This is a genomic window from Streptomyces spinoverrucosus (genome assembly GCF_015712165.1).
Classification (GTDB): domain Bacteria; phylum Actinomycetota; class Actinomycetes; order Streptomycetales; family Streptomycetaceae; genus Streptomyces; species Streptomyces spinoverrucosus_A.
This window is the reverse complement of the sequence record NZ_JADPZX010000001.1, coordinates 6,876,426-6,895,694: the sequence shown is the minus strand read 5'-3', so window position 1 is coordinate 6,895,694 and position 19,269 is coordinate 6,876,426. Positions and strand designations below refer to the sequence as shown.

The following is a 19,269-nucleotide window of genomic DNA, read 5'->3' as shown; positions in this document are numbered from 1 at the left end:
CCCCTTCATCGCTGACACCTCTTCATCGCTGACTCCTTCGGAAACGGCGGACGTTGAAGACCATCGCGGGGATGACGAGGAGCAGGAGCAGGACGCCCAGCGCGCTGCCGAGGCCCTGGTCGTTGCCGCCGCCGAAGGACACCAGCCACATTTGCGTCGCGAGCACGGTCGCGTCCTCCTGTACGGGGCCGGGCGCGATGATGTAGACGAGGTCGAAGACCTTCATCACGTTGATCACCAGCGTGACGAAGACGACGGTGAGCACCGGCGCGAGCAGCGGCACCGTGATCCTCCGGAAGATCTGCCACTCGTTGGCGCCGTCCATCCGCGCCGCCTCCAGCGCGTCCCGGGGCAGCGTCGACAGCCCCGCGCCGATCAGCACCATCGCGAAGCCGGTCCAGATCCACAGGTACGCCCCGATGATCGCGGGCGTGACGAGCGTGGGCCCCAGCCAGGAGATGCCCTCGTAGGGCGGGGCGAAGTTCGAGGCGGGCAGCCGCAGCGTGTACGAGCCCGGGTCCAGCCCCTCGAAGCGGAAGGAGCCGTCGGACGCGGTGGTCGTCGTACCGGCCGACTTCCCGTCGCGCACCGCCTCGACCGTCATCTCGGGCAGCCCGCTCTCCTCCCGGTCGACCCGACCCTGCTTCCCTCCCCCACCGGGCGTGAAGTCGAGGTACACCACTCCGCGCAGTTCACCGGCACCGGCCTTCCGCTCGGCCGCCCCGTACGCGGGCTCCGCACCGCCGGGCAGGTCACCCGGCAGCACCCCGACCAGTCCGAGCGCCACCGTCTCCCCCGGCGACACACTCGCCGTCGTCCGGTACGCCCCGTCCGCCTCCTTGGTCATCCCCTGCCCGTCGCGCGCCCGCGCGGTCGGATAGGAGGACGTGCCCTCGAAGGCGTCGTGGACGGAGACCGCGGCGGCGTTCAGCACGCCCTTGTCCGGGTCCTCGTCGTAGGCGAGCCGGAAGATGATGCCGGCGGCGAGGAAGGACACCGCCATCGGCATGAACAGCAGCAGCTTGAACGCCGTCGCCCAGCGGACCTTCTCCACCAGCACGGCCAGGATCAGCCCCAGCCCGGTGAGCAGCGTCGGGGCCACGACGACCCAGATCGCCGTGTTGCGTACGGCCTTCAGCGTCGCCGGGTCGCGGAACATCTCGGTGTAGTTGTCGCCGCCCACGAACCGGGTGCCGGACGCGTCGAAGAAGCTGCGGCCGACGGAGAACAGCACGGGGTAGACGACGAGCGCGCCGAGCAGGAGCAGCGCGGGGAGGACGAAGAGCAGGGCGACGACCAGGCCCCGCCGCCGCGGGCGCCGGCCACCACCGGCGCCGGCGGCGGCCGGGGGGCTCGCCTCTTTCACGAGCGTCGCGGTCATGGTCAGTTCCCGTACGCCTTCGCCGCGGCGGCCTCCAGCTCGGCCGCCGTGCCCTTCGGGTCGGACGGGTCGCGCAGGAAGTCCTGAAGGATCTTCCACTCGCCCGCGCCCTTGGTGCCGCCGAAGGCCGCCGGTGCCTGGTCGGACATGTCGAAGCGGACCGAGTCGCCCGCGCCGACGAGGGACTTGGCGGTCGCGCGGGTGACGTCGTCGCCGTAGGAGGCGAGGTCGAGCTTCTTGTTCGGGGACAGGAAGCCGCCCGCCCCGGCCCACACGGCCGCGGCCTCGGGGGTGGCCAGGTACTCCAGGAGCTGCATGCCGGCCTCGGCGTTCTTGCCGTCCTTCAGGACGACGGCCGCGTCGCCGCCGCTGACGACCGGGGCGTCACCGCCGCCGACCGCCGGGAACGGGAAGAAGTTCGCGTCCTCGCCGATGGTCCTGCCGAACTGGTCCTTGGCGACACCGGCCACGAAGTCGCCCTCGTAGACCATGCCGGCCTCGGGCTTCGGCCCGAAGACCTTCTCCACCGAGCCCGGGAAGTCGGTGTTCAGGGCCCCCTTCTGGCCGCCCGCGATCAGCTGCTTGTCCTTGAACAGCTTCCCGAGCGTGGTCAGCGCGTCGACCACCGAGGCGTCCGTCCACTTCAGCTCGTGCGCGGCGAGCGCGTCGTACTTCTCGGGTCCGGCCTGGGAGAGGTAGACGTTCTCGAACCAGTCGGTGAGCGTCCAGCCGTCCTGCCCGGCGACCGAGAACGCGGCGAGCCCGGAGTCCGAGATGGTCTGCCCGGCCTTCAGCATCTCCTCGTAGGTCTTCGGCGGCTCGACTCCGGCCTGGGCGAGGGCGTCGGGGCTGTACCAGACGGTCGACTTGTGGGCCGCCTTGAAGTACAGGCCGTAGAGCGTGCCGTCGACGCTGCCGTAGTTCTTCCAGACGTCCGCGAAGTTGGCGCCGATCGACTGCTGCGCGGTCTTGGACAGCGGCTTGAGCCAGCCCTCCTTGGCGAACTGCTGGAGCACGCCGACCTGCGGGACCATCACCACGTCGGGCGCGTTGCCGCCCTCGATCTTGCTGCCGACGACGGTGGAGACGTTGTCCCCGGTGGACACGAACTGGGTCTTCGCGCCGGTCTTCTCGGTGAAGGCGTCGAGCACCTTCTGGAAGTTCTTCTGCTCGCTGCCGGACCAGACACCGGCCACGGTGACGGTCTGGCCGCTGAGCGCCTTGTCACCGCCGCCGGCCGTGACCGGGCCGCCGCCGCAGGCGGTGGCGCCGAGCGCCAGGACGAGGGCGGTGCAGCCGGTGAGCAGGGTGGTACGTCGTCGCATCATCGTTGATGTCCCTTCAGGGGTTGGGAGTTGACGAGGGGTCGGTGATCCACCAGGCGGCGGTGGAGCCGGGCAGCACCCCGGACTCCGGGCAGGGGCCGCTGGCCAGCAGGGGGGTGCCGGAGACCGGCGCGGGGGTGGGGGCCGTACCGAAGTTGACGGCGCAGACCAGGTCGTCGCCGCGGGCGAAGGCCAGGACGCCCGGCGGGGTGTCCAGCCAGCGCAGCGTGCCCTCGCCCAACTGAGGCAGCGAGGCGCGCAGTTGGAGGCCGTCGCGGTACAGGTGCCAGAAGGAGCGGGTGTCGGCGAGGGCCCGGTCGGTGGCGTGCTCGGCGAACCACTGAGGCTGCGGCAGCCAGGGCTTGACGCCCTCGACGCCGGAGGTGAAGCCGAACGGCGAGGCCTGTCCCGACCAGGGCAGCGGCACCCGGCAGCCGTCGCGGACCCGGGCCCGGCTGCCGGTGCGGTGGAAGATCGGGTCGGTGAGCACGTCGTCGGGCAGGTCGACGACCTCGGGCAGACCGAGCTCCTCGCCCTGGTAGATGTACGCGGCTCCGGGCAGCGCCAGCATCAGCAGCGCTGCGGCGCGGGCGCGGGCGGCGCCGAGGCCGCTGCCCTCGGGGGCGGGTTCGCCGTAGCGGGTGACGGTGCGGACCTGGTCGTGGTTGTTGAGGACCCAGGTGACCGTCGAGCCGGTCCCGGCGATGTCCTGCATGGCCTCGGAGATGACCTTGCGGAAGGCGTCCGGGTTCCAGGGGGCGCCGAGCAGGTCGAAGAAGAAGGCCTGGTGCAGCTCGTCCGGGCGGACGTACAGCGCGTGCTCGCGGGCGGTCGGCACGGACACCTCGCCGACCAGCAGCCGCTCCCGGCCGTCCCGGGCGGCGTACTCGTCGCATGTGGCGCGCCACTGCCGCCAGACGTCGTGCACCTCGGGCTGGTTCCAGGCGAGCGGGTTGACCGAGTCGCGGGTGCGGGCGTCGGCCTCCGGATCGTCGGAGTCCGGCAGGTCGGGGTGCTTGAAGAGGCCGGCGGCAACGTCGATGCGGAAGCCGTCGACACCGCGGTCGAGCCAGAAGCGCAGGACCCGGTCGAACTCGGCGCCGATCTCGGGGGCGCGCCAGTTCCAGTCCGGCTGCTCGGGCGTGAACATGTGCAGGTACCACTGGCCGTCGCCGACCCGGGTCCAGGCCGGGCCGCCGAACATGGCGTGCCAGTTGTTGGGCGGCTCGGCGCCGCCGGGGCCACGGCCGTCGGCGAAGTGGAAGCGGGCGCGCGCCGGGGTGCCGGGCGGCGAGGCCAGCGCCTCGCGGAACCACGGGTGCTCGCTGGAGCAGTGGTTCGGGACGATGTCCAGCAGCACCTTGATGCCGAGCCGCCGGGCGGCCCGCACCAGGAGGTCGAACTCGGCGAGGTCGCCGAACAGCGGGTCGACGTCGCAGTAGTCGACCACGTCGTACCCGTGGTCGTGCTGCGGCGACGGATAGAAGGGGCTCAGCCAGATCCCGTCGACACCGAGCTTCTTCAGGTACGGCAGCCCGGCCCGGACCCCGGCGAGGTCGCCGACGCCGTCTCCGGTGCTGTCGAGGAAGCTGCGGACGTACACCTGGTAGATCACCGCGTCGCGCCACCAGTGGTGCCTGTTCAACCCATTGATCCATCTCTACGAGGGCAGCGGTTATGCATGCATGTTAAGTAGGCATGTCGCGAGGGTGTCAACGAAAAGACGGAAGCCGTCGGGGAGTTGAACCGGGCATAGATGGACCTTTCCGGACATCTCGCGCCCAGTTGAGATGCTGGCGTTACCTAACAGGTAACTATCGGCTGGAGATGGCGGCCAGCTCGCGCGCCAGCCGTCGCACCGCGCCCTCGGGCGTCTGGCGCCCGGTCGTCGCGTCGTGCACGACCGCCTGCACCACCAGGCTGACCTGGTCGTAGCGCGGGCTCTTGGGCCGCGGCGCCGCCGCGAGGACGCCCGCGCGCAGGGTCGGCAGATAGGGGAAGTCCCGGACCAGCGCCGGGTCCTCGTACAGCGCGGCCCGTACGGGCGGCAGCGCGCCGCGCGTGAGCACCTGGCGCTGGACGGGCTCACTGGTGAGGTACGCGATCAGGCGCGCGGCCGTGTCGGGGTGCCGCGCATGGCTGCTGACGGCCAGGTTGGAGCCGCCGAGCACGCTCGTGCCCGGACCGTCCGGCCCGGGCAGGGGCACGGCGCCGACCTTGCCGGCCAGCGGGGACCCCACGGCCGAGGCGGCGGCGTAGGCGTAGGGCCAGTTGCGCAGGAACAGCAGGCGGCCGTCGAGGAAGGCCTGCTTGGACTCCTCCTCCTTGTACGTCAGCGCCTGCTGGGGGATCCAGCCCTCGCGGACGCCGCGGGCGAGGAAGTCGATGCCCTCGCGGGCCGCGTCCGAGTTCACGGTGACGCGTTCGCCCTCGTCGCCGAGGATCGTGCCGCCGGCCGAGTACACGGCCTCGGCCGCGTTGACGGTGAGGCCCTCGTACGGCAGGAACTGTCCGGCGTAGCCGTCGAGCCCGTACTTCGGCGCGACGGTCCTCGCCGCCCGTTCCAGCTCGGCCCAGGTACGCGGCGGCGGGACACCCTCCTTGGCCAGGACGTCCTTGCGGTACAGCAGCAGCCCGGCGTTGGTGACGTACGGCACGGCGTACAGCCGCCCGTCGTACGTGGCGGTGTCGACGACCGGGGGCAGGAAGGTGCCGAGCGGGAAGCGGTCGCGGGGCAGCGGGCGGATCCAGCCGGCCGCCGCGAACTCGGAGGTCCAGGCGACGTCGATGTTGAGGACGTCGAAGCGGCCGCGGGAGCCGCCGCGCAGGTCGGTGATCATCTGCGCGCGGGTCTCGTCGGCGGAGTCCGGCAGCTCGACGAGTGTGACCTGCTCGGCGGGATGGGTGCGGTTCCAGTCCTGAAGGAGGGGACCGAGATAGCCGGTGAGGTCTCCGGCGGTGGCGATCGTCAAAGGCCCCCGGCCGCCCACGGTCCCGTCCTCGGCGCGGGCGCCGGAGGCGACGTAACCGGTCAGCACGACGACCAGAACGAGGAGGCCCCTACCGGCGGCGCGTATCCACCGCATAGGTTCCTCCCTGTACACCGGCACCGGGCCCCTTCGCCCGGAGTCAGCGCCATGTATACCTGTTAGGTATGGGCGATACTAGGGCGTGGCACACAATAAGCAGACGCGAGGAGGAGAGCACGAGTGCGCCTGCCCCTCCTGGCACTCCTCGCGCGCGGCCCGGCCCACGGCTATGAGCTGAAGCAGGACCTTGAGCAACTGCTGGGCGCCGCGTACCCTCAGCCGAACATCGGCCAGATCTACGTCACCCTCGGCCGCCTCGAGAAGTCGGGACTGATCGAGGGCGAGGAGGTCGAGCAGTCGAGCCGGCCCAACAAGAGGATCTACCACCTCACCGACGCCGGGCGGGAGGCGCTGCACGCCTGGTACGAGGAGACGGCGGACGAACCGCGGGTCCGGGACGAGTTCTTCATGAAGCTCGCGCTCGCCCCGCAGACCGGGCTGGCCGACCGGATCGCGCTGATCAACAGACAGCGGCGCCAGTATCTGAACACCATGCGCAGTCTGTCGAAGCTGGCAGCCGCCGAGAACCGGGACAACCGCATCGCCCAGCTGCTGATCGAGGGCGCGATGCTGCATCTGCAGGCCGACCTGGACTGGTTGGAGCGCTGCCAGGAGGAACTGGAGGAGTCGGAGTGAGCGAGCACCACCCCACTCCTGCGCTGCGCGCCGAGGCCCTGGTCAAGACGCACCACGGCGAGGGTGCCCCGGCACATGCCGTGCGCGGGGTCGATCTGTGTGTGGCGCGGGGCGAGTTCGTGGCCGTGACCGGCCCGTCCGGCGCGGGCAAGTCGACGCTGCTGCATCTGCTCGGCGGACTCCAGCGTCCGGACAGCGGCAGCATCTGGCTGGACGGCGAGCGCACGGACGCCTACAGCGAGGCGCGCTGGGCGGTGGAGCGCCGGCGGCGCATCGGGATCGTCTTCCAGTTCTTCAACCTGGTCTCCAACCTGTCGGTCGCGGACAACGTCGAGCTGCCCGCCCTCCTCGCCGGGGTGCCGCCGAAGCGGGCGCGCGCCGAGCGTCAGGCGCTGCTGGCCGAACTGGGTCTTGACGGCAAGGAGCGCAGCATGCCGGGCGAGCTGTCCGGCGGTGAGCAGCAGCGGGTGGCGCTGGCCCGCGCCCTGGTCAACCATCCGCCGCTGCTGCTGGCCGACGAACCCGCCGGCAGCCTGGACAGCCGGGGCACCCGCGAGGTGATGCGCCTGCTGTCCCGCTTCCACCAGCGTGGCCAAACGATCCTGCTGGTCACCCACGACGCCCGGCTGGCAAGCGCCGCGGACCGGGTCATCAGCTTCTTCGACGGACGGATCGCGGACGACGCGGAACTCGACGGCGCCACGCCCTCGCGCCGGTCCGGCATATCCGGTGTGCTGGAGCTCAGGGACTGACATGCGGGTGTACGACCATTGCGTGCCGAGGGGCTGACGCCCGTGCGAGCGACCCTGCGCTGGGTGCGGTCCGATCTGCGGGCGCACCGTGGTGAGGCGCTGTTCATCGTGCTCGCGACCGCCGGAGTCGTCGCCTCGCTGCTGCTGGCGACGGCGCTCTTCGGCTACGCCACCAACCCCTGGCAGCGCGTGTTCACCCAGTCCCGGGACGCGCACGTGTGGCTCCACACCACGCCCTCCGCCGACGCGGGCAAGCTCTCCGGCCTGGACGGCGTCGAGTCCGTCGCGGGCCCCTACCCCACCGAGTCCGTCACCGTCGCCGCCCGCGGCATCCGCGCCTCCGTCGAACTGCGCGGCACCACCGCCACCCCCGCCGCCGGGCGCCCGCTGCTCGCCTCGGGCCGCTGGCTGGACGGCGCACACCCCGACGGTGTGGTGCTGGAGAGCCACCTGGCCCGCGCCCTGCTCGCCCAGCCCGGCGACGTCCTCACCCTGCCCGGCACCGCCCGCACGCTCACCGTCGCCGGGATCGCCGACAGCGCCGAGCCGCGCTACCGCCCCGGTGAGCGCCCGGGGCTCGTGTGGGCGCTGCCGTCCGCCGTACGCGCCCCGGACGGCGAGGTGACCGGCCTGCGCCTGACGGATCCGGGCGAGACGGACTACGCCGTCCAGCGCGCCGTCACCGTGCTCGGGGCCGGCGCGGTCAGCGAGGTCTCCACCTGGCAGCAGGCCCGGTCCGAGGCACAGGGCGACACCCGGCTGCTCGGCCAGGTGCTGGGCCTGTTCGGGCTGGGTGCCCTGCTGGCCGCCGGGCTGGCCGTGCACGGGGCGATCGGCACCCGGATCCGGGGCCATCTGCGGGACATCTCCGTGCTGAAGGCGATCGGCTTCACGCCTGGCCAGGTCGTCCGGGTCTTCCTGCTCCAGCACGTCGCGTACGCCCTGCTCGGCGCGGTGGCAGCGGCGGCGCTCACGGAAGGCCTGGGCAGCCGGATCCCGGGCCGCCTCGGGGAGGCGGTCGGCGTGTGGCAGGGGCTGCCGGGGCACACCGCCGCCCTGGTCGGGATACCGGTGGCCGCCGTGCTGTTCATCGCCGCGACCACCGGGCTCGCGGCCTGGCGGGCGGGACGGGTGCCCCCGGTGCCCGTGCCCCGAACCGCCGCTCCGGCGGCCGGACGGCTGTCGCGCGCGGCGCGCGGTGCGCTGGGGCTGCGGCTGCCGCCCGCGCTGGTCCTGGGCTGGCACAAGGCGTTCGCCCGCCGCCCGCGCACCCCGGCGACCGTCGCCCGGCTGGCGCTGCCGCTGCTGCTGATCGTGGTGGCGATGAGCGCCTGGACCACCATCGACCGCTTCCACAGCAGGCCCGAGCAGGTCGGCCTGGCCGCCGCGCTCACCGTCCGCCCGGACGGCGAGGTCGGCGACCGCGAGGTCCGCGCCCTGCTCGACCGCGACCCGCGCATCATCGCCGCCCACCCGGGCGTCGAGGTGGCGGCCCTGGTGCCGGGCCAGACCGGCACGATCGCCCTGCGCGGTCTCGGCACCCGCCAGGACCCCTACCCGTACGCGGTGGCCGAGGGCCGCCCGGCGCACGGCAGGGACGAGGCGGTGGCCGGGCAGGGACTGCTCGACCTGCTCGACGTACGCGTCGGCGACTGGGTGCGGATGACCGTGGGCGACCAGCCGCAGATCCTGCACATCGTGGGCCGCAGCATCGAGCCGGAGAACGCCGGCCGGGTCATCTCCACCTCGCTCGACACACTCCGCGAGAACGACCCGGAGCTGGGCCCCACCCGCTACGACCTGCGCCTGCGACCGGGCGCCGACCCGCAGGAGGTCGCGGTCGACCTGGCCACGGCCGCCGGCGGGCACCTGGACGTGCACGCCGTGCCGAATCCGGTGGACGGGCTGTCGTCGCTGCGCGGGGTGGTGCTCGGCCTGATCGCCGTGCTCGCCCTCATCGGGATCGTCGAACTGCTCACCGTGATCGGCGGCACCGTCCGCGAGGGCGAGCGGGATCTGCTGGCGCTCAAGGCCGTCGGCCTGTCCCCACGACAGATCACCGCCGTCACGGTCACGGCCACCGCCTGCACCGCTCTGTGCGCGGTCCTGCTCGGCACGGCCCTGGGGCTGCCGCTGGCGCGCTGGCTGATCGACGCCCAGGGCAGATCCAGCGGCATCGGCGCCGGGCTGGCGCAGGGTCCGTCACCCGGCCTTCTGCTGCTGTTCGGCGCGGCCGCCGTGCTGGGCGCCGCCGCCCTCGCCGCCCTGCCCGCGGCCCGCGCGGCCCGCCGCCGCCTCGCCGACACGCTCAGCGCGGTGGCCTGAGCGCGGCCTCGACGACGCCGTCAGACGGTGACGGCGGTGACGCGCCGGTAGCTGCTGCCGTCGCGCTCCCGCACGAGCAGACCGCTCTCCACGCAGTAGCGGCGCAGCGCGGAGGTGTCGTCGTGGACGGTGCGGAACGCGTCGTTGACCTCGCGCTCGGTGTAGCCGCGGTCGGCCTCGAAGAGGGTCTGCGTCAGATGCTCCAGCAGTTCGCGGCGTACGACCGGACGGACCGGGATCGACGTCAGTCGCCCGTGGGCGAAGAACCCGGTCAGGCGCCGGGGCACACCGGTCTGTGCCGGCTCGGCGGGGCGTGCGCGGCGGAAGACCGTCGGGTCGGCCCGCAGGGAGCCGTCGGGCAGGCGTTCCACCAGGCCCGCCGAGATCAGGCGCCCCAGGTGTTTGCGCACGGCGGGAGAGTCCTCCTCGCGGGGCGGCAGGTCCTCCAGCACGATACGGGCGTACAGCTTCAGCCGTTCCGGGTCGGCGAGCGCGGCCAGGAGCTGGTCCATGGTGTGTGTCCTTCCGGCGGGTGACGGAGCCGGAGCAGTGTCACCCGCCGGAAGCCGGCCGCGCATCCAGTTTTTAGGGCCGCTACGGCTCAACGGCCGCGCAGCTGGCGGTACTTGGCGACCAGGGACTGGGTGGACGCGTCCAGGCCGGGCACCTCGGCGCCCTCGGTCAGCGCGGGCTCGACGCGCTTGGCGAGGACCTTGCCGAGCTCGACGCCCCACTGGTCGAAGGAGTCGATGTTCCACACCGCGCCCTGCACGAACACCTTGTGCTCGTAGAGGGCGACCAGCTGGCCGAGCACCGACGGGGTCAGCTCGCGCGCGAGGATCGTGGTCGTCGGGTGGTTGCCCTTGAACGTCTTGTGCGTGACCAGTTCCTCCGGCACGCCCTCCGCACGCACCTCTTCCGGCGTCTTACCGAAGGCCAGCGCCTGGGTCTGGGCGAAGAAGTTGGCCATCAGCAGGTCGTGCTGGGCCTTCAGCTCGGCACTCATCTCGGCGACCGGCTCGGCGAAGCCGATGAAGTCCGCCGGGATCAGCTTGGTGCCCTGGTGGATGAGCTGGTAGTAGGCGTGCTGCCCGTTGGTGCCGGGCGTGCCCCAGACGACCGGCCCGGTCTGCCACTCCACCTCACGGCCGTCCCGGCCGACGTACTTGCCGTTGGACTCCATGTCGAGCTGCTGCAGATACGCCGTGAACTTCGACAGGTAGTGCGAGTACGGCAGTACGGCGTGCGACTGGGCGTCGTGGAAGTTGCCGTACCAGATGCCGAGCAGGCCCAGCAGCAGCGGCACGTTGGACTCGGCGGGGGCGGTGCGGAAGTGCTCGTCGACGAGGTGGAAGCCGTCGAGCATCTCCCGGAAGCGGTCCGGGCCGATGGCGATCATCAGCGAGAGGCCGATCGCGGAGTCGTAGGAGTAGCGGCCGCCGACCCAGTCCCAGAACTCGAACATGTTGGCCGTGTCGATGCCGAACTCGGCGACCTTCTCGGCGTTCGTCGACAGAGCGACGAAGTGCTTGGCCACGGCCGACTCGTCACCGAGGGCGGCCAGCAGCCACTTGCGCGCGGAGGTGGCGTTGGTGACCGTCTCGATGGTGGTGAAGGTCTTGGACGCGATGATGAACAGCGTCTCGGCCGGGTCCAGGTCGCGGGTCGCCTCGTGCAGGTCGGCACCGTCGACGTTGGAGACGAAACGGACGGTCAGCTCGCGGTCGGTGAAGGCCCGCAGCACCTCGTACGCCATCGCCGGGCCGAGGTCGGAGCCGCCGATGCCGACGTTGACGACATTGCGGATCCGCTTGCCGGTGTGCCCGGTCCACTCCCCCGACCGGACCCGCTCGGCGAAGTCGGCCATCTTGTCGAGCACGGCGTGCACGCCGGGCACGACGTTCTCCCCGTCGACCTCGATGACGGCGTCCCGGGGTGCGCGCAGCGCGGTGTGCAGGACGGCGCGGTTCTCGGTGGTGTTGATCTTCTCGCCGCGGAACATGGCGTCCCGCAGCCCGAAGACGTCGGTGGCGGCGGCCAGCTCGCGCAGCAGCCGCAGCGTCTCGTCGGTGACGAGGTGCTTGGAGTAGTCGACGAACAGGTCACCGACCTGGAGCGTGTAGCCGGAGCCGCGCCCGGGGTTCGCCGCGAACAGATCCCGCAGATGGGTGTCCGCGAACTCCTCACGGTGCTTGGCCAGAGCGGTCCACTCGGGTGTCTGATTCAGCCTGGTACGGCCGTCTGCGTTCATGGTCCCAACCTAGTTGATCAGCTCAGGACGTGACCTGTCGTCGCGTCGTCGTGCCGTGCAACAACAGGTACGTTCACCTTGACCACAGGTATCAGCGACCTGAAGACCAAGCAGGTCCGGCCGGGCACCGCTCGGTGCCCGGCCGGGTTCAACTCCTAGATCTCGCCCCGCAGTTTGGCGAGCGCCTCGGCGAGGATCGCCTCGCCGTCCGCGTCGCTGCGCCGCTCCCGTACGTACGCCAGATGCGTCTTGTACGGCTCGGTGCGCGGCGGGTCCGGCGGGTTGTCCCGGTCCTGTCCGGCCGGGAAGCCGCAGCGCGGGCAGTCCCAGGTGTCGGGAACCTGCGCGTCGCTGGCGAAGCTGGGCTGGGTCTCGTGCCCGTTGGAGCACCAGAAGGAGATGCGCAGCCGGGGCGCGGACTCGCCGCGCTCGGCCTCGCCCATCGGCCCCGCCCCGACCCGGCTTCCTCGGATCGCGTTGCCACTTGCCACGGTCGTAACTCCCTGCGTGATGGTGCCGCGAAGCGAGTCGGCGTTCCGCTTCGCCGCGAGCGCCTCAGTCTACGTAAGGCCCAACGCGCGTCCAGTGATTGGAGTTACAGCCCCCACACCTAGACGCAAGCCCCATGATAGGCCGCGCTCAGCTGCGCGTACCGAACATGGGGCGTTACGTGCGAAACGCGTGGGCAGCTCAGCTGTTGATCTTCATAAGAATGCCGAGTACGACGATGCACGCGAACCACAGCAGACCGACCACCACGGTGATCCGGTCCAGGTTGCGCTCGGCGACGGAGGAGCCGCCGACGGACGACTGCATGCCGCCACCGAACATGTCGGAGAGGCCGCCGCCCTTCCCCTTGTGCATCAGCACCAGCAGCATCAGCAGCAGGCTGAAGACGATCAGGGCGATCGAGAACCCCAAAACCACGGCTGGACCAACTTCCTCGGATACGGATGAACGACGGGGGCACAGCGTTTCAGCTATGCCCCCGCAAGGGTACGACGGATCGCCGCTACCGCATACTCACTGATCGACTCACTGATCGACTCACCGGTCGATTCACCGGTCGATTCACTGGTCGCGGAAGCGCACGATCTTGACGAACTCGTCCGCGTCCAGCGAGGCCCCGCCGACCAGCGCGCCGTCGATGTCGGCCTGCGCCATGATCTCGGCGACGTTGCCGGCCTTCACGGAGCCGCCGTACTGGATGCGGACCTTGTCGGCCACGTCCTGGGAGTACAGCTCGGCGATCTTGCCGCGGATGGCGGCGCAGACTTCCTGGGCGTCCTCGGCGCCGCAGACCTTGCCGGTGCCGATGGCCCACACGGGCTCGTAGGCGATCACGACGGTCTCGGCCTGCTCGGCCGGGACGCCCTGGAGGCCGCCCTCGACCTGGGTGAGGGTGTGAGTGACGTGGTTGCCCGCTTCGCGGACGTCCAGCTCCTCGCCGACGCACAGGATCGGGGTGATGCCGTTCTTGAAGGCGGCCTTGACCTTGGCGTTCACCAGCTCGTCGGACTCGCCGTGGTACTGGCGGCGCTCGGAGTGACCGATCGCCACGTATGTGCACCTCAGCTTGGCCAGCATGGGGCCGGAGATCTCGCCGGTGTAGGCACCGCCGTCGTGCACCGAGATGTCCTGGGCACCGTACTTGATCTTCAGCTTGTCGTGCTCGACCAGGGTCTGCACGGAGCGCAGGTCGGTGAAGGGCGGCAGGACGACGACCTCGACGGCCTCGTAGTCCTTGTCGGCCAGGGCGAAGGCGAGCTTCTGGGTGTGGGCGATGGCCTCGAGGTGGTTGAGGTTCATCTTCCAGTTGCCCGCCATCAGCGGCGTGCGCGTGCTCATAAAGAGTCAGTCCTCCAGTGCGGCGAGGCCGGGGAGCGTCTTGCCCTCGAGGTATTCGAGGGAGGCGCCGCCGCCGGTCGAGATGTGGCCGAATGCGTTCTCGTCGAAGCCCAGGGTGCGCACGGCCGCGGCGGAGTCGCCGCCGCCGACCACGGTGAAGCCCTTGGAGTCGACGAGGGCCTGGGCGACCGCCTTGGTGCCCTCGGCGTAGTCGGGGTGCTCGAAGACGCCCATGGGGCCGTTCCAGAAGACGGTGGCGGCGTCGGCGAGTTTCGAGGCGTACAGCTTGCGGGTCTCCGGACCGATGTCCAGGCCCTCCTCGTCGGCCGGGATGGCGTCCGCGGCGACGGTGGTGGGGTTGGCCGGGGCCTTGGTCTTCAGGTCCGGGAACTCGGTGGAGACCAGGACGTCCACCGGCAGCACCAGCTCGACGCCGCTCTTCTCGGCGCGCTCCATGTACTCGGTGACGGCCGGGACCTGGTCCTCCTGGAGGAGGGAGATGCCGACCTCGTAGCCCTTGGCCTTCAGGAAGGTGTAGGCCATGCCGCCGCCGATGAGCAGGCGGTCGGCCTTGCCGAGGAGCTGGTCGATCACGGCGAGCTTGTCGGAGACCTTGGCGCCGCCGAGCGCGACGACGTAGGGGCGCTTGACGTCGTCGGTGAGCTTCTTCAGGACGCCGACCTCGGTGGCGATGAGGTAGCCGGCGTAGTGCGGCAGCTTCTTCGGCAGGTCGAAGACCGAGGCGTGCCCCCGGTGCACGGCGCCGAAGCCGTCGCCCACGTACACGTCGGCGAGGGCGGCGAGCTGGTCGGCGAAGGCGCCGCGCTCGGCGTCGTCCTTGCTTGTCTCGCCGGCGTTGAAGCGCAGGTTCTCGATGACCGCGACCTGGCCGTCGGCGAGGGAGCCGACGGTGGCCTGCGCGGAGTCGCCGACCGTGTCGGTGGCGAACTTGACCTCGGTGCCGAGGAGTTCACCGAGCCGGGCGGCGGCCGGGGCGAGCGAGAAGGCGGGGTCCGGGGCGCCCTTGGGACGGCCCAGGTGCGAGGCGACGACCACGCGGGCGCCCGCCTCGGCCAGCGCCTTCACGGTGGGCAGTACCGCGCGGATCCGGCCGTCGTCGGTGATGGTGGTGCCGTCCAGCGGCACGTTGAGGTCGGCGCGGACGAAGACCCGCTTGCCTGCCACACCGTCGGCGAGGAGTTCGTCGATCGTCTTCATAGGGGACTCCTGAGGAGGGCTGGTCGATCTGTACGTGAGTCAGGGCTCGGACAACGCGGCGCGCGCTGCCCGAGCCCTGCCCTCACATCGAGGTGCCTGTGGAAGCTGCTCAGAGCTGGTTGCCGACGAAGACCGTGAGGTCGACGAGGCGGTTGGAGTAGCCCCACTCGTTGTCGTACCAGCCGAGGATCTTCACCGAGTTGCCCTCCTGGACCATGGTCAGGGAGGAGTCGAAGGTGCAGGACGCCGGGTCGCTGACGATGTCGGAGGAGACGATCGGGTCCTCCGTGTAGGACAGGTAGCCCTGCAGCTCGCCCTCGGACGCCTTCTTGAAGGCGGCGTTGACCTCGTCCTTGGTGACCTCGCGCGACAGCTCCACGACGAGGTCGGTGGCCGAGCCGGTCGGGACCGGGACGCGCATGGCGATGCCGTCCAGCTTGCCCTTGAGCTGCGGCAGGACCAGGGCGGTGGCCTTGGCGGCACCGGTGGTGGTCGGGATGATGTTCTCCGCGGCGGCACGGGCGCGGCGCAGGTCCTTGTGCGGGAAGTCCAGGATGCGCTGGTCGTTCGTGTACGCGTGGACCGTCGTCATCAGGCCCTTGACGATGCCGAAGTTCTCGTCGAGCACCTTCGCCATCGGCGCCACACAGTTGGTGGTGCAGGAGGCGTTGGAGATGACGTGGTGGTTCGCCGGGTCGTACTTGTCCTGGTTGACGCCCATCACGATGGTGATGTCCTCGTCCTTGGCCGGAGCCGAGATGAGGACCTTCTTCGCGCCACCGGCGATGTGCTTCGCGGCGTCTTCCTTCTTGGTGAAGATGCCGGTCGACTCGATGACGATGTCGACGCCCAGCTCGCCCCACGGGATGTCGGCGGGGTTGCGCTCGGACAGCACCTTGATGGTGTGGCCGTCGACGGTGATGGTGTCGGCGGTGTGCGTGACCTCCTGCTTGAGGCGGCCCAGGATGGTGTCGTACTTCAGCAGGTGAGCGGTGGTCGCGGTGTCACCCAGGTCGTTGACAGCCACGATCTCGATGTCTGCACCCTGCTCCAGCAGCGCGCGGAAGTAGTTACGACCGATGCGGCCGAAGCCGTTGATGCCTACGCGGATCGTCACGAACCGATCTCCTCGTTGGTACGCCGGCCATGCGGTGCCGGCGAGCTCTGTTTGGGATGTCCCCGACCGCCTACGACCCTACCTCCCTGAAGCCCCTGGGGTGACATCGAGATGGCCCATACACGGCAGTGCGGTCCGTACCCGCCAGTAGGGGTACGGACCGCCCGAGCCATGCGACCCGATCACCCGATATGACTACGAACAGTTGGTGGCCGTTGACCTGGTGTTCACTCGTCGAGCGCGGTGAGCGCCTCGCCGATCAGATCCCTGCGGTCGGTCGCCGCGCTGACGTGTTCCAGTCCAAAACCGAGCAGCACGGTGTCGTCCGTGGTGACCGCTCCATATGTCTTGAACAGTTCCCCGGACAGCCCCCAGTCCTTGACCACCGCCGGGCTGCCGACGGGCGGTCCGGGGGTGGTCCAGGCGCCGAGCGAGGTCTCGAAGCCGTCGGTCTGCCCCGCCGCACCGCCGACGACGACGGTGGCGTTGTCGGCGAGGACGCCGTGGCCGCCGGTGCCGGGGTCGGTGATGTAGCTGAGTGAGACCTCGACCGTCTTCCCGGCGTACGCGGAGAGGTCGAACTCGACCTGCTGCCAACGGTCGGAGGCGCCGCTGAAGCTGTTCCAGGAGCCGCTGGTACCGGTGGGCGTGCAGCCGCCGTCGCCGCGGGTCAGGTACCGCTGGAGCGCCGGGTGCGTCTGGAGGAAGAACCCGGCCTCGCACTCGGCGGGTACGGCGGTGCCGGTGGCGCCGCCCTTCTCCGGCAGCGTGGTCCAGTCGTCGGCCCCTGCGGTGTGCGCCTCGAGTACGGCGTGGTCGTAGCCCGCCTCGGTGTCCCACAGCAGCCGGGTGCGCAGGGTCGGGGCGTCGGCCGCGCTCACGGAGGTGAGGTCGATGGTGCGGGTCAGGCGGTTCCAGGCGTAGTCGGAGTGCGTGACGGCCGCCATGGACGCGCCCTCGTACGGGCCGTACGGGTTGACGGTCCCCGGGTACTGGCCCGCGCCGGCGCTCTCGAACTGCGGGAACGTCTCCACGGGCAGGGTGTCGGAGGTGACGCCGAACGATCCGGCGGTGTTCAGCGGGTTGCCGGGCGCGTCGCCGAGCGGGGCCGTGACGCCGGCGAGGGCGCCGGTGCCGGTGAAGCCGGTGACGCCCGGCAGGGACGTACGGGTGTGGGCGCCCAGGTAGTACTGGCTGAAGTCGTTCGACAGGGTGCCGCCGCCGAGGTCGACCGAGCCGCCGGCCGTCTCGCCCGCCTCGATCAGTTTGCCGCCCTCGTTGAGGTAGGCGCGCAGTTCGAGCTGGGTGGCGTTGCCGGGCCGGACGGCGCCGGTGTAGTGGACGACCGTGTCGAAGTGCGTCAGCACGCCGAACGCGTCCGGTGCGCCCTGGGTGGCGACGTCCCAGACGACGGCCCGCTCACCGTTGGCCTTCAGCGCGTCGACGTACGTCTGCGCCTGGGTCGCGGGTGCGCCCTCCTCGGCGACGACGAGCACGTCGGCGCGCGGCCGTTCGGCGACCGTGTAGGTGAAGCGCTCGCTCTCGGTGCGCTTTCCGGACCTGGTCTCGCCGGTGAACCAGACCTCGACCCTGTCTCCGGGGTCGCCGTCGGCGACCTTCGCCCGGTACTCGTCGAAGTAGAGGTTGTCCTCACCACCGTACGTCTCACCGCCCTTCCAGGGCCGCAGCCGCATGTCGTGCGTACGGCCGCCGTTGACGCGGTACTTGAGCTCCTTGTCGCGCACGGACTTGCGTACGACGACGGAGACCTCCTGGTCGGCGCCGCGGGAGTACGACGTCGTGAACGGCGCCGGGGTGAAGTCGGGGGCGTCGATGCCGACCGAGGACCTGGGCCGGTCGGGACGGGCGGCGGACTCGGCGACGGAGAGCGCGAACGGGATGTTCTTCTCGAACTCCTGCTGGATCAGCTTCTCGTCGTCCGGGAAGGTGAAGATCGACGCGCAGTCGGCGGGGTTCCAGGCGTCGTTCGGGTCGACGTTCGACACGGACTGGCAGGTGGACATCTCCGGGGTGAACATCGCCGTGCCGTTGACGTTGGCCGCGTGCCCGTCCGCCTCGCCGTTGGTGGTGTAGAGCTCGGAGGAGAGCTGCGGGTGGTAGCCGGGGATCGCGGAGTTCTCCGGCGTACCGGCGAGGGACTTGTACAGGACGTCGTCCGGGGTGGGTGTGGCGACCTGCCAGCCGACGCCGTAGAGGAGCAGTTCGGCGGCGGAGTGGTAGTTGATGCCGTACTCGAAGCCGATGCGTCGTTCGAAGGCGTCCAGTGCCTTGGTCTCGGGCTCGGAGTTCGGGCCGGGGCCGCGGTAGGTCTGGCTGGTGGGGTACGGGGACGAACCCTCGTCGTCGTAGCCCCACTTGTAGGCGAAGTTGCGGTTGAGGTCGACACCGTCGCCGATCGTGTGGGCGCCGTCGCCGTTGTTGTCGCGCATGTTCTTGCGCCACTGGCGGTCGCCGTCGGGGTGGTGCGTCCAGTCGTAGCCGTCGGGGTTGGCCGAGAGCACGAACCACAGCTCGGTGGTGTCGACGATCTTCTTGATGCGCTTGTCGGTGGCGTAGGTGTCCAGGTAGTGGTGCATCAGCCGCCGGGTCATCTCCGGGGTGATCCACTCGCGCGCATGCTGGTTGGAGAGATAGAGGACGGAGGGCTTGGCGCCGTCCTTGCTCTTCCTGGCGTTCTTGGTGAGCTTCAGGGCGAGGATGTCCTGTCCCTGGAGGGACTTGCCGATGGAGACCACCTTGGTCAGGGACGGGTGCTCCTGGGCGGTCCTGAGGATCTCCTCCTTGAGGTTGCCCTTGCCGCTGTACGGCCGGAAGACTCCGTCGCCGGCGGCGGCCACGCGTGCGCGTGCCTGCGGCGAGAGGGTGTGCTCCTTGAGGTCGACGCCCTGCTTCTGGAGTTTCTCGGCCTGTTTGTCGGTGAGGTAGACCTCGACGGTGGCGGTGCCCTTGTCGGGGATCTGTTCGCCGAGTTCGTGACTGTCCTGTCCGGTGGCGAGCAGCAGGGGTACCTGCTGCTTGGTGACGTCGGCGCGGAAGACCTTGACCTCTTCGGTGTCGGGGTCGGATGCCTTCTCGTCGGCCTGGGCCAAGGGTGCCAGGGTGAGGGCGCCCAGCAGGAGTGCGCCGGCGGCGAGGATCGATCTCGCTCTTCGTCTCATGAACCCCCCTTGCGGTGGTTCGCCACAGTGGCGAGTGGATGCCAGGCTCATGACAGGGCATGGTCAAGTCAAGAGCGCCTCAGGGGTGTTGCGGCGCCGGCATCAGGTGGATGCCGGTGTGGTGTCAGGGGTGGCGGGGTTGAGGGGG

15 protein-coding genes are annotated in these 19,269 nt (G+C 70.5%); 3 read left to right on the top strand and 12 right to left on the bottom strand.

The window, feature by feature from the left end:
* Positions 1–22: 22 nt before the first annotated feature.
* The 4 genes from I2W78_RS31290 to I2W78_RS31275 form a co-directional block, all read right to left on the bottom strand.
* Positions 23–1,381, bottom strand: coding sequence for an ABC transporter permease (locus I2W78_RS31290; RefSeq protein ID WP_196463599.1), 1,359 nt, complete (start codon positions 1,379–1,381; stop codon positions 23–25).
* Positions 1,382–1,383: 2 nt separating this feature from the next.
* A complete protein-coding gene (locus tag I2W78_RS31285) occupies positions 1,384–2,709 on the bottom strand; it encodes an ABC transporter substrate-binding protein (protein WP_196463598.1) in 1,326 nt (441 codons plus the stop codon).
* Between the two features lie 13 nt (positions 2,710–2,722).
* Positions 2,723–4,351, bottom strand: coding sequence for a glycoside hydrolase family 13 protein (locus I2W78_RS31280; protein ID WP_196463597.1), 1,629 nt, complete (start codon positions 4,349–4,351; stop codon positions 2,723–2,725).
* A gap of 169 nt (positions 4,352–4,520) precedes the next feature.
* On the bottom strand, positions 4,521–5,792 hold the full coding sequence (locus I2W78_RS31275) for an ABC transporter substrate-binding protein (protein WP_196463596.1): 1,272 nt from the start codon (positions 5,790–5,792) through the stop codon (positions 4,521–4,523).
* A 123-nt stretch (positions 5,793–5,915) separates the two neighbouring features.
* Between I2W78_RS31275 and I2W78_RS31270 the strand changes: the two genes are divergently transcribed.
* Genes I2W78_RS31270 through I2W78_RS31260 form a run of 3 tightly spaced genes read left to right on the top strand, consistent with a single transcriptional unit; the run spans position 5,916 to position 9,508 of the window.
* A complete protein-coding gene (locus I2W78_RS31270; protein WP_196463595.1) occupies positions 5,916–6,431 on the top strand; it encodes a PadR family transcriptional regulator in 516 nt (171 codons plus the stop codon).
* Positions 6,428–7,183, top strand: coding sequence for an ABC transporter ATP-binding protein (locus I2W78_RS31265; protein ID WP_196463594.1), 756 nt, complete (start codon positions 6,428–6,430; stop codon positions 7,181–7,183). Before I2W78_RS31270 ends, I2W78_RS31265 begins: the two co-directional genes overlap by 4 nt.
* A 42-nt stretch (positions 7,184–7,225) precedes the next feature.
* Complete coding sequence (locus I2W78_RS31260; RefSeq protein WP_196463593.1) at positions 7,226–9,508, top strand: ABC transporter permease; 2,283 nt, start codon at positions 7,226–7,228, stop codon at positions 9,506–9,508.
* A 20-nt stretch (positions 9,509–9,528) separates the two neighbouring features.
* Here the strand turns inward: I2W78_RS31260 and I2W78_RS40835 are convergent, their stop codons facing one another.
* From I2W78_RS40835 to I2W78_RS31220, 8 genes are all read right to left on the bottom strand, one after another.
* Positions 9,529–9,795 carry a DUF2087 domain-containing protein gene (locus tag I2W78_RS40835; protein ID WP_307783995.1) on the bottom strand — a complete coding sequence of 89 codons (267 nt, stop codon included), beginning with the start codon at positions 9,793–9,795 and terminating at the stop codon, positions 9,529–9,531.
* 314 nt (positions 9,796–10,109) lie between these two features.
* On the bottom strand, positions 10,110–11,759 hold the full coding sequence (gene pgi / locus I2W78_RS31250; protein WP_196463591.1) for a glucose-6-phosphate isomerase: 1,650 nt from the start codon (positions 11,757–11,759) through the stop codon (positions 10,110–10,112).
* Positions 11,760–11,914: 155 nt separating this feature from the next.
* Complete coding sequence (locus tag I2W78_RS31245) at positions 11,915–12,250, bottom strand: RNA polymerase-binding protein RbpA (RefSeq protein ID WP_003957010.1); 336 nt, start codon at positions 12,248–12,250, stop codon at positions 11,915–11,917.
* Positions 12,251–12,449: 199 nt separating this feature from the next.
* Positions 12,450–12,686: a preprotein translocase subunit SecG gene (secG, locus tag I2W78_RS31240; protein WP_196463590.1), complete on the bottom strand. Its 237-nt coding sequence runs from the start codon at positions 12,684–12,686 to the stop codon at positions 12,450–12,452.
* Between the two features lie 144 nt (positions 12,687–12,830).
* On the bottom strand, positions 12,831–13,607 hold the full coding sequence (gene tpiA, locus I2W78_RS31235) for a triose-phosphate isomerase (RefSeq protein ID WP_196463589.1): 777 nt from the start codon (positions 13,605–13,607) through the stop codon (positions 12,831–12,833).
* Between the two features lie 6 nt (positions 13,608–13,613).
* Positions 13,614–14,825, bottom strand: a complete 1,212-nt coding sequence (locus I2W78_RS31230) for a phosphoglycerate kinase (protein ID WP_196463588.1) — start codon at positions 14,823–14,825, stop codon at positions 13,614–13,616.
* A 109-nt stretch (positions 14,826–14,934) separates the two neighbouring features.
* Complete coding sequence (gap, locus tag I2W78_RS31225) at positions 14,935–15,942, bottom strand: type I glyceraldehyde-3-phosphate dehydrogenase (protein WP_196463587.1); 1,008 nt, start codon at positions 15,940–15,942, stop codon at positions 14,935–14,937.
* A 227-nt stretch (positions 15,943–16,169) separates the two neighbouring features.
* Positions 16,170–19,121, bottom strand: coding sequence for a M14 family metallopeptidase (locus I2W78_RS31220; protein ID WP_196463586.1), 2,952 nt, complete (start codon positions 19,119–19,121; stop codon positions 16,170–16,172).
* Positions 19,122–19,269: the final 148 nt, after the last annotated feature.

Coding starts and splice junctions, on each gene's coding strand:
- tpiA (WP_196463589.1), bottom strand. CDS start 13,607: ATGAGCACGCGCACGCCGCTGATGGCGGGCAACTGGAAGATGAACCTC.
- pgi (WP_196463591.1), bottom strand. CDS start 11,759: ATGAACGCAGACGGCCGTACCAGGCTGAATCAGACACCCGAGTGGACC.
- I2W78_RS31230 (WP_196463588.1), bottom strand. CDS start 14,825: ATGAAGACGATCGACGAACTCCTCGCCGACGGTGTGGCAGGCAAGCGG.
- I2W78_RS31220 (WP_196463586.1), bottom strand. CDS start 19,121: ATGAGACGAAGAGCGAGATCGATCCTCGCCGCCGGCGCACTCCTGCTG.
- I2W78_RS31275 (WP_196463596.1), bottom strand. CDS start 5,792: ATGCGGTGGATACGCGCCGCCGGTAGGGGCCTCCTCGTTCTGGTCGTC.
- I2W78_RS31290 (WP_196463599.1), bottom strand. CDS start 1,381: ATGACCGCGACGCTCGTGAAAGAGGCGAGCCCCCCGGCCGCCGCCGGC.
- I2W78_RS31285 (WP_196463598.1), bottom strand. CDS start 2,709: ATGATGCGACGACGTACCACCCTGCTCACCGGCTGCACCGCCCTCGTC.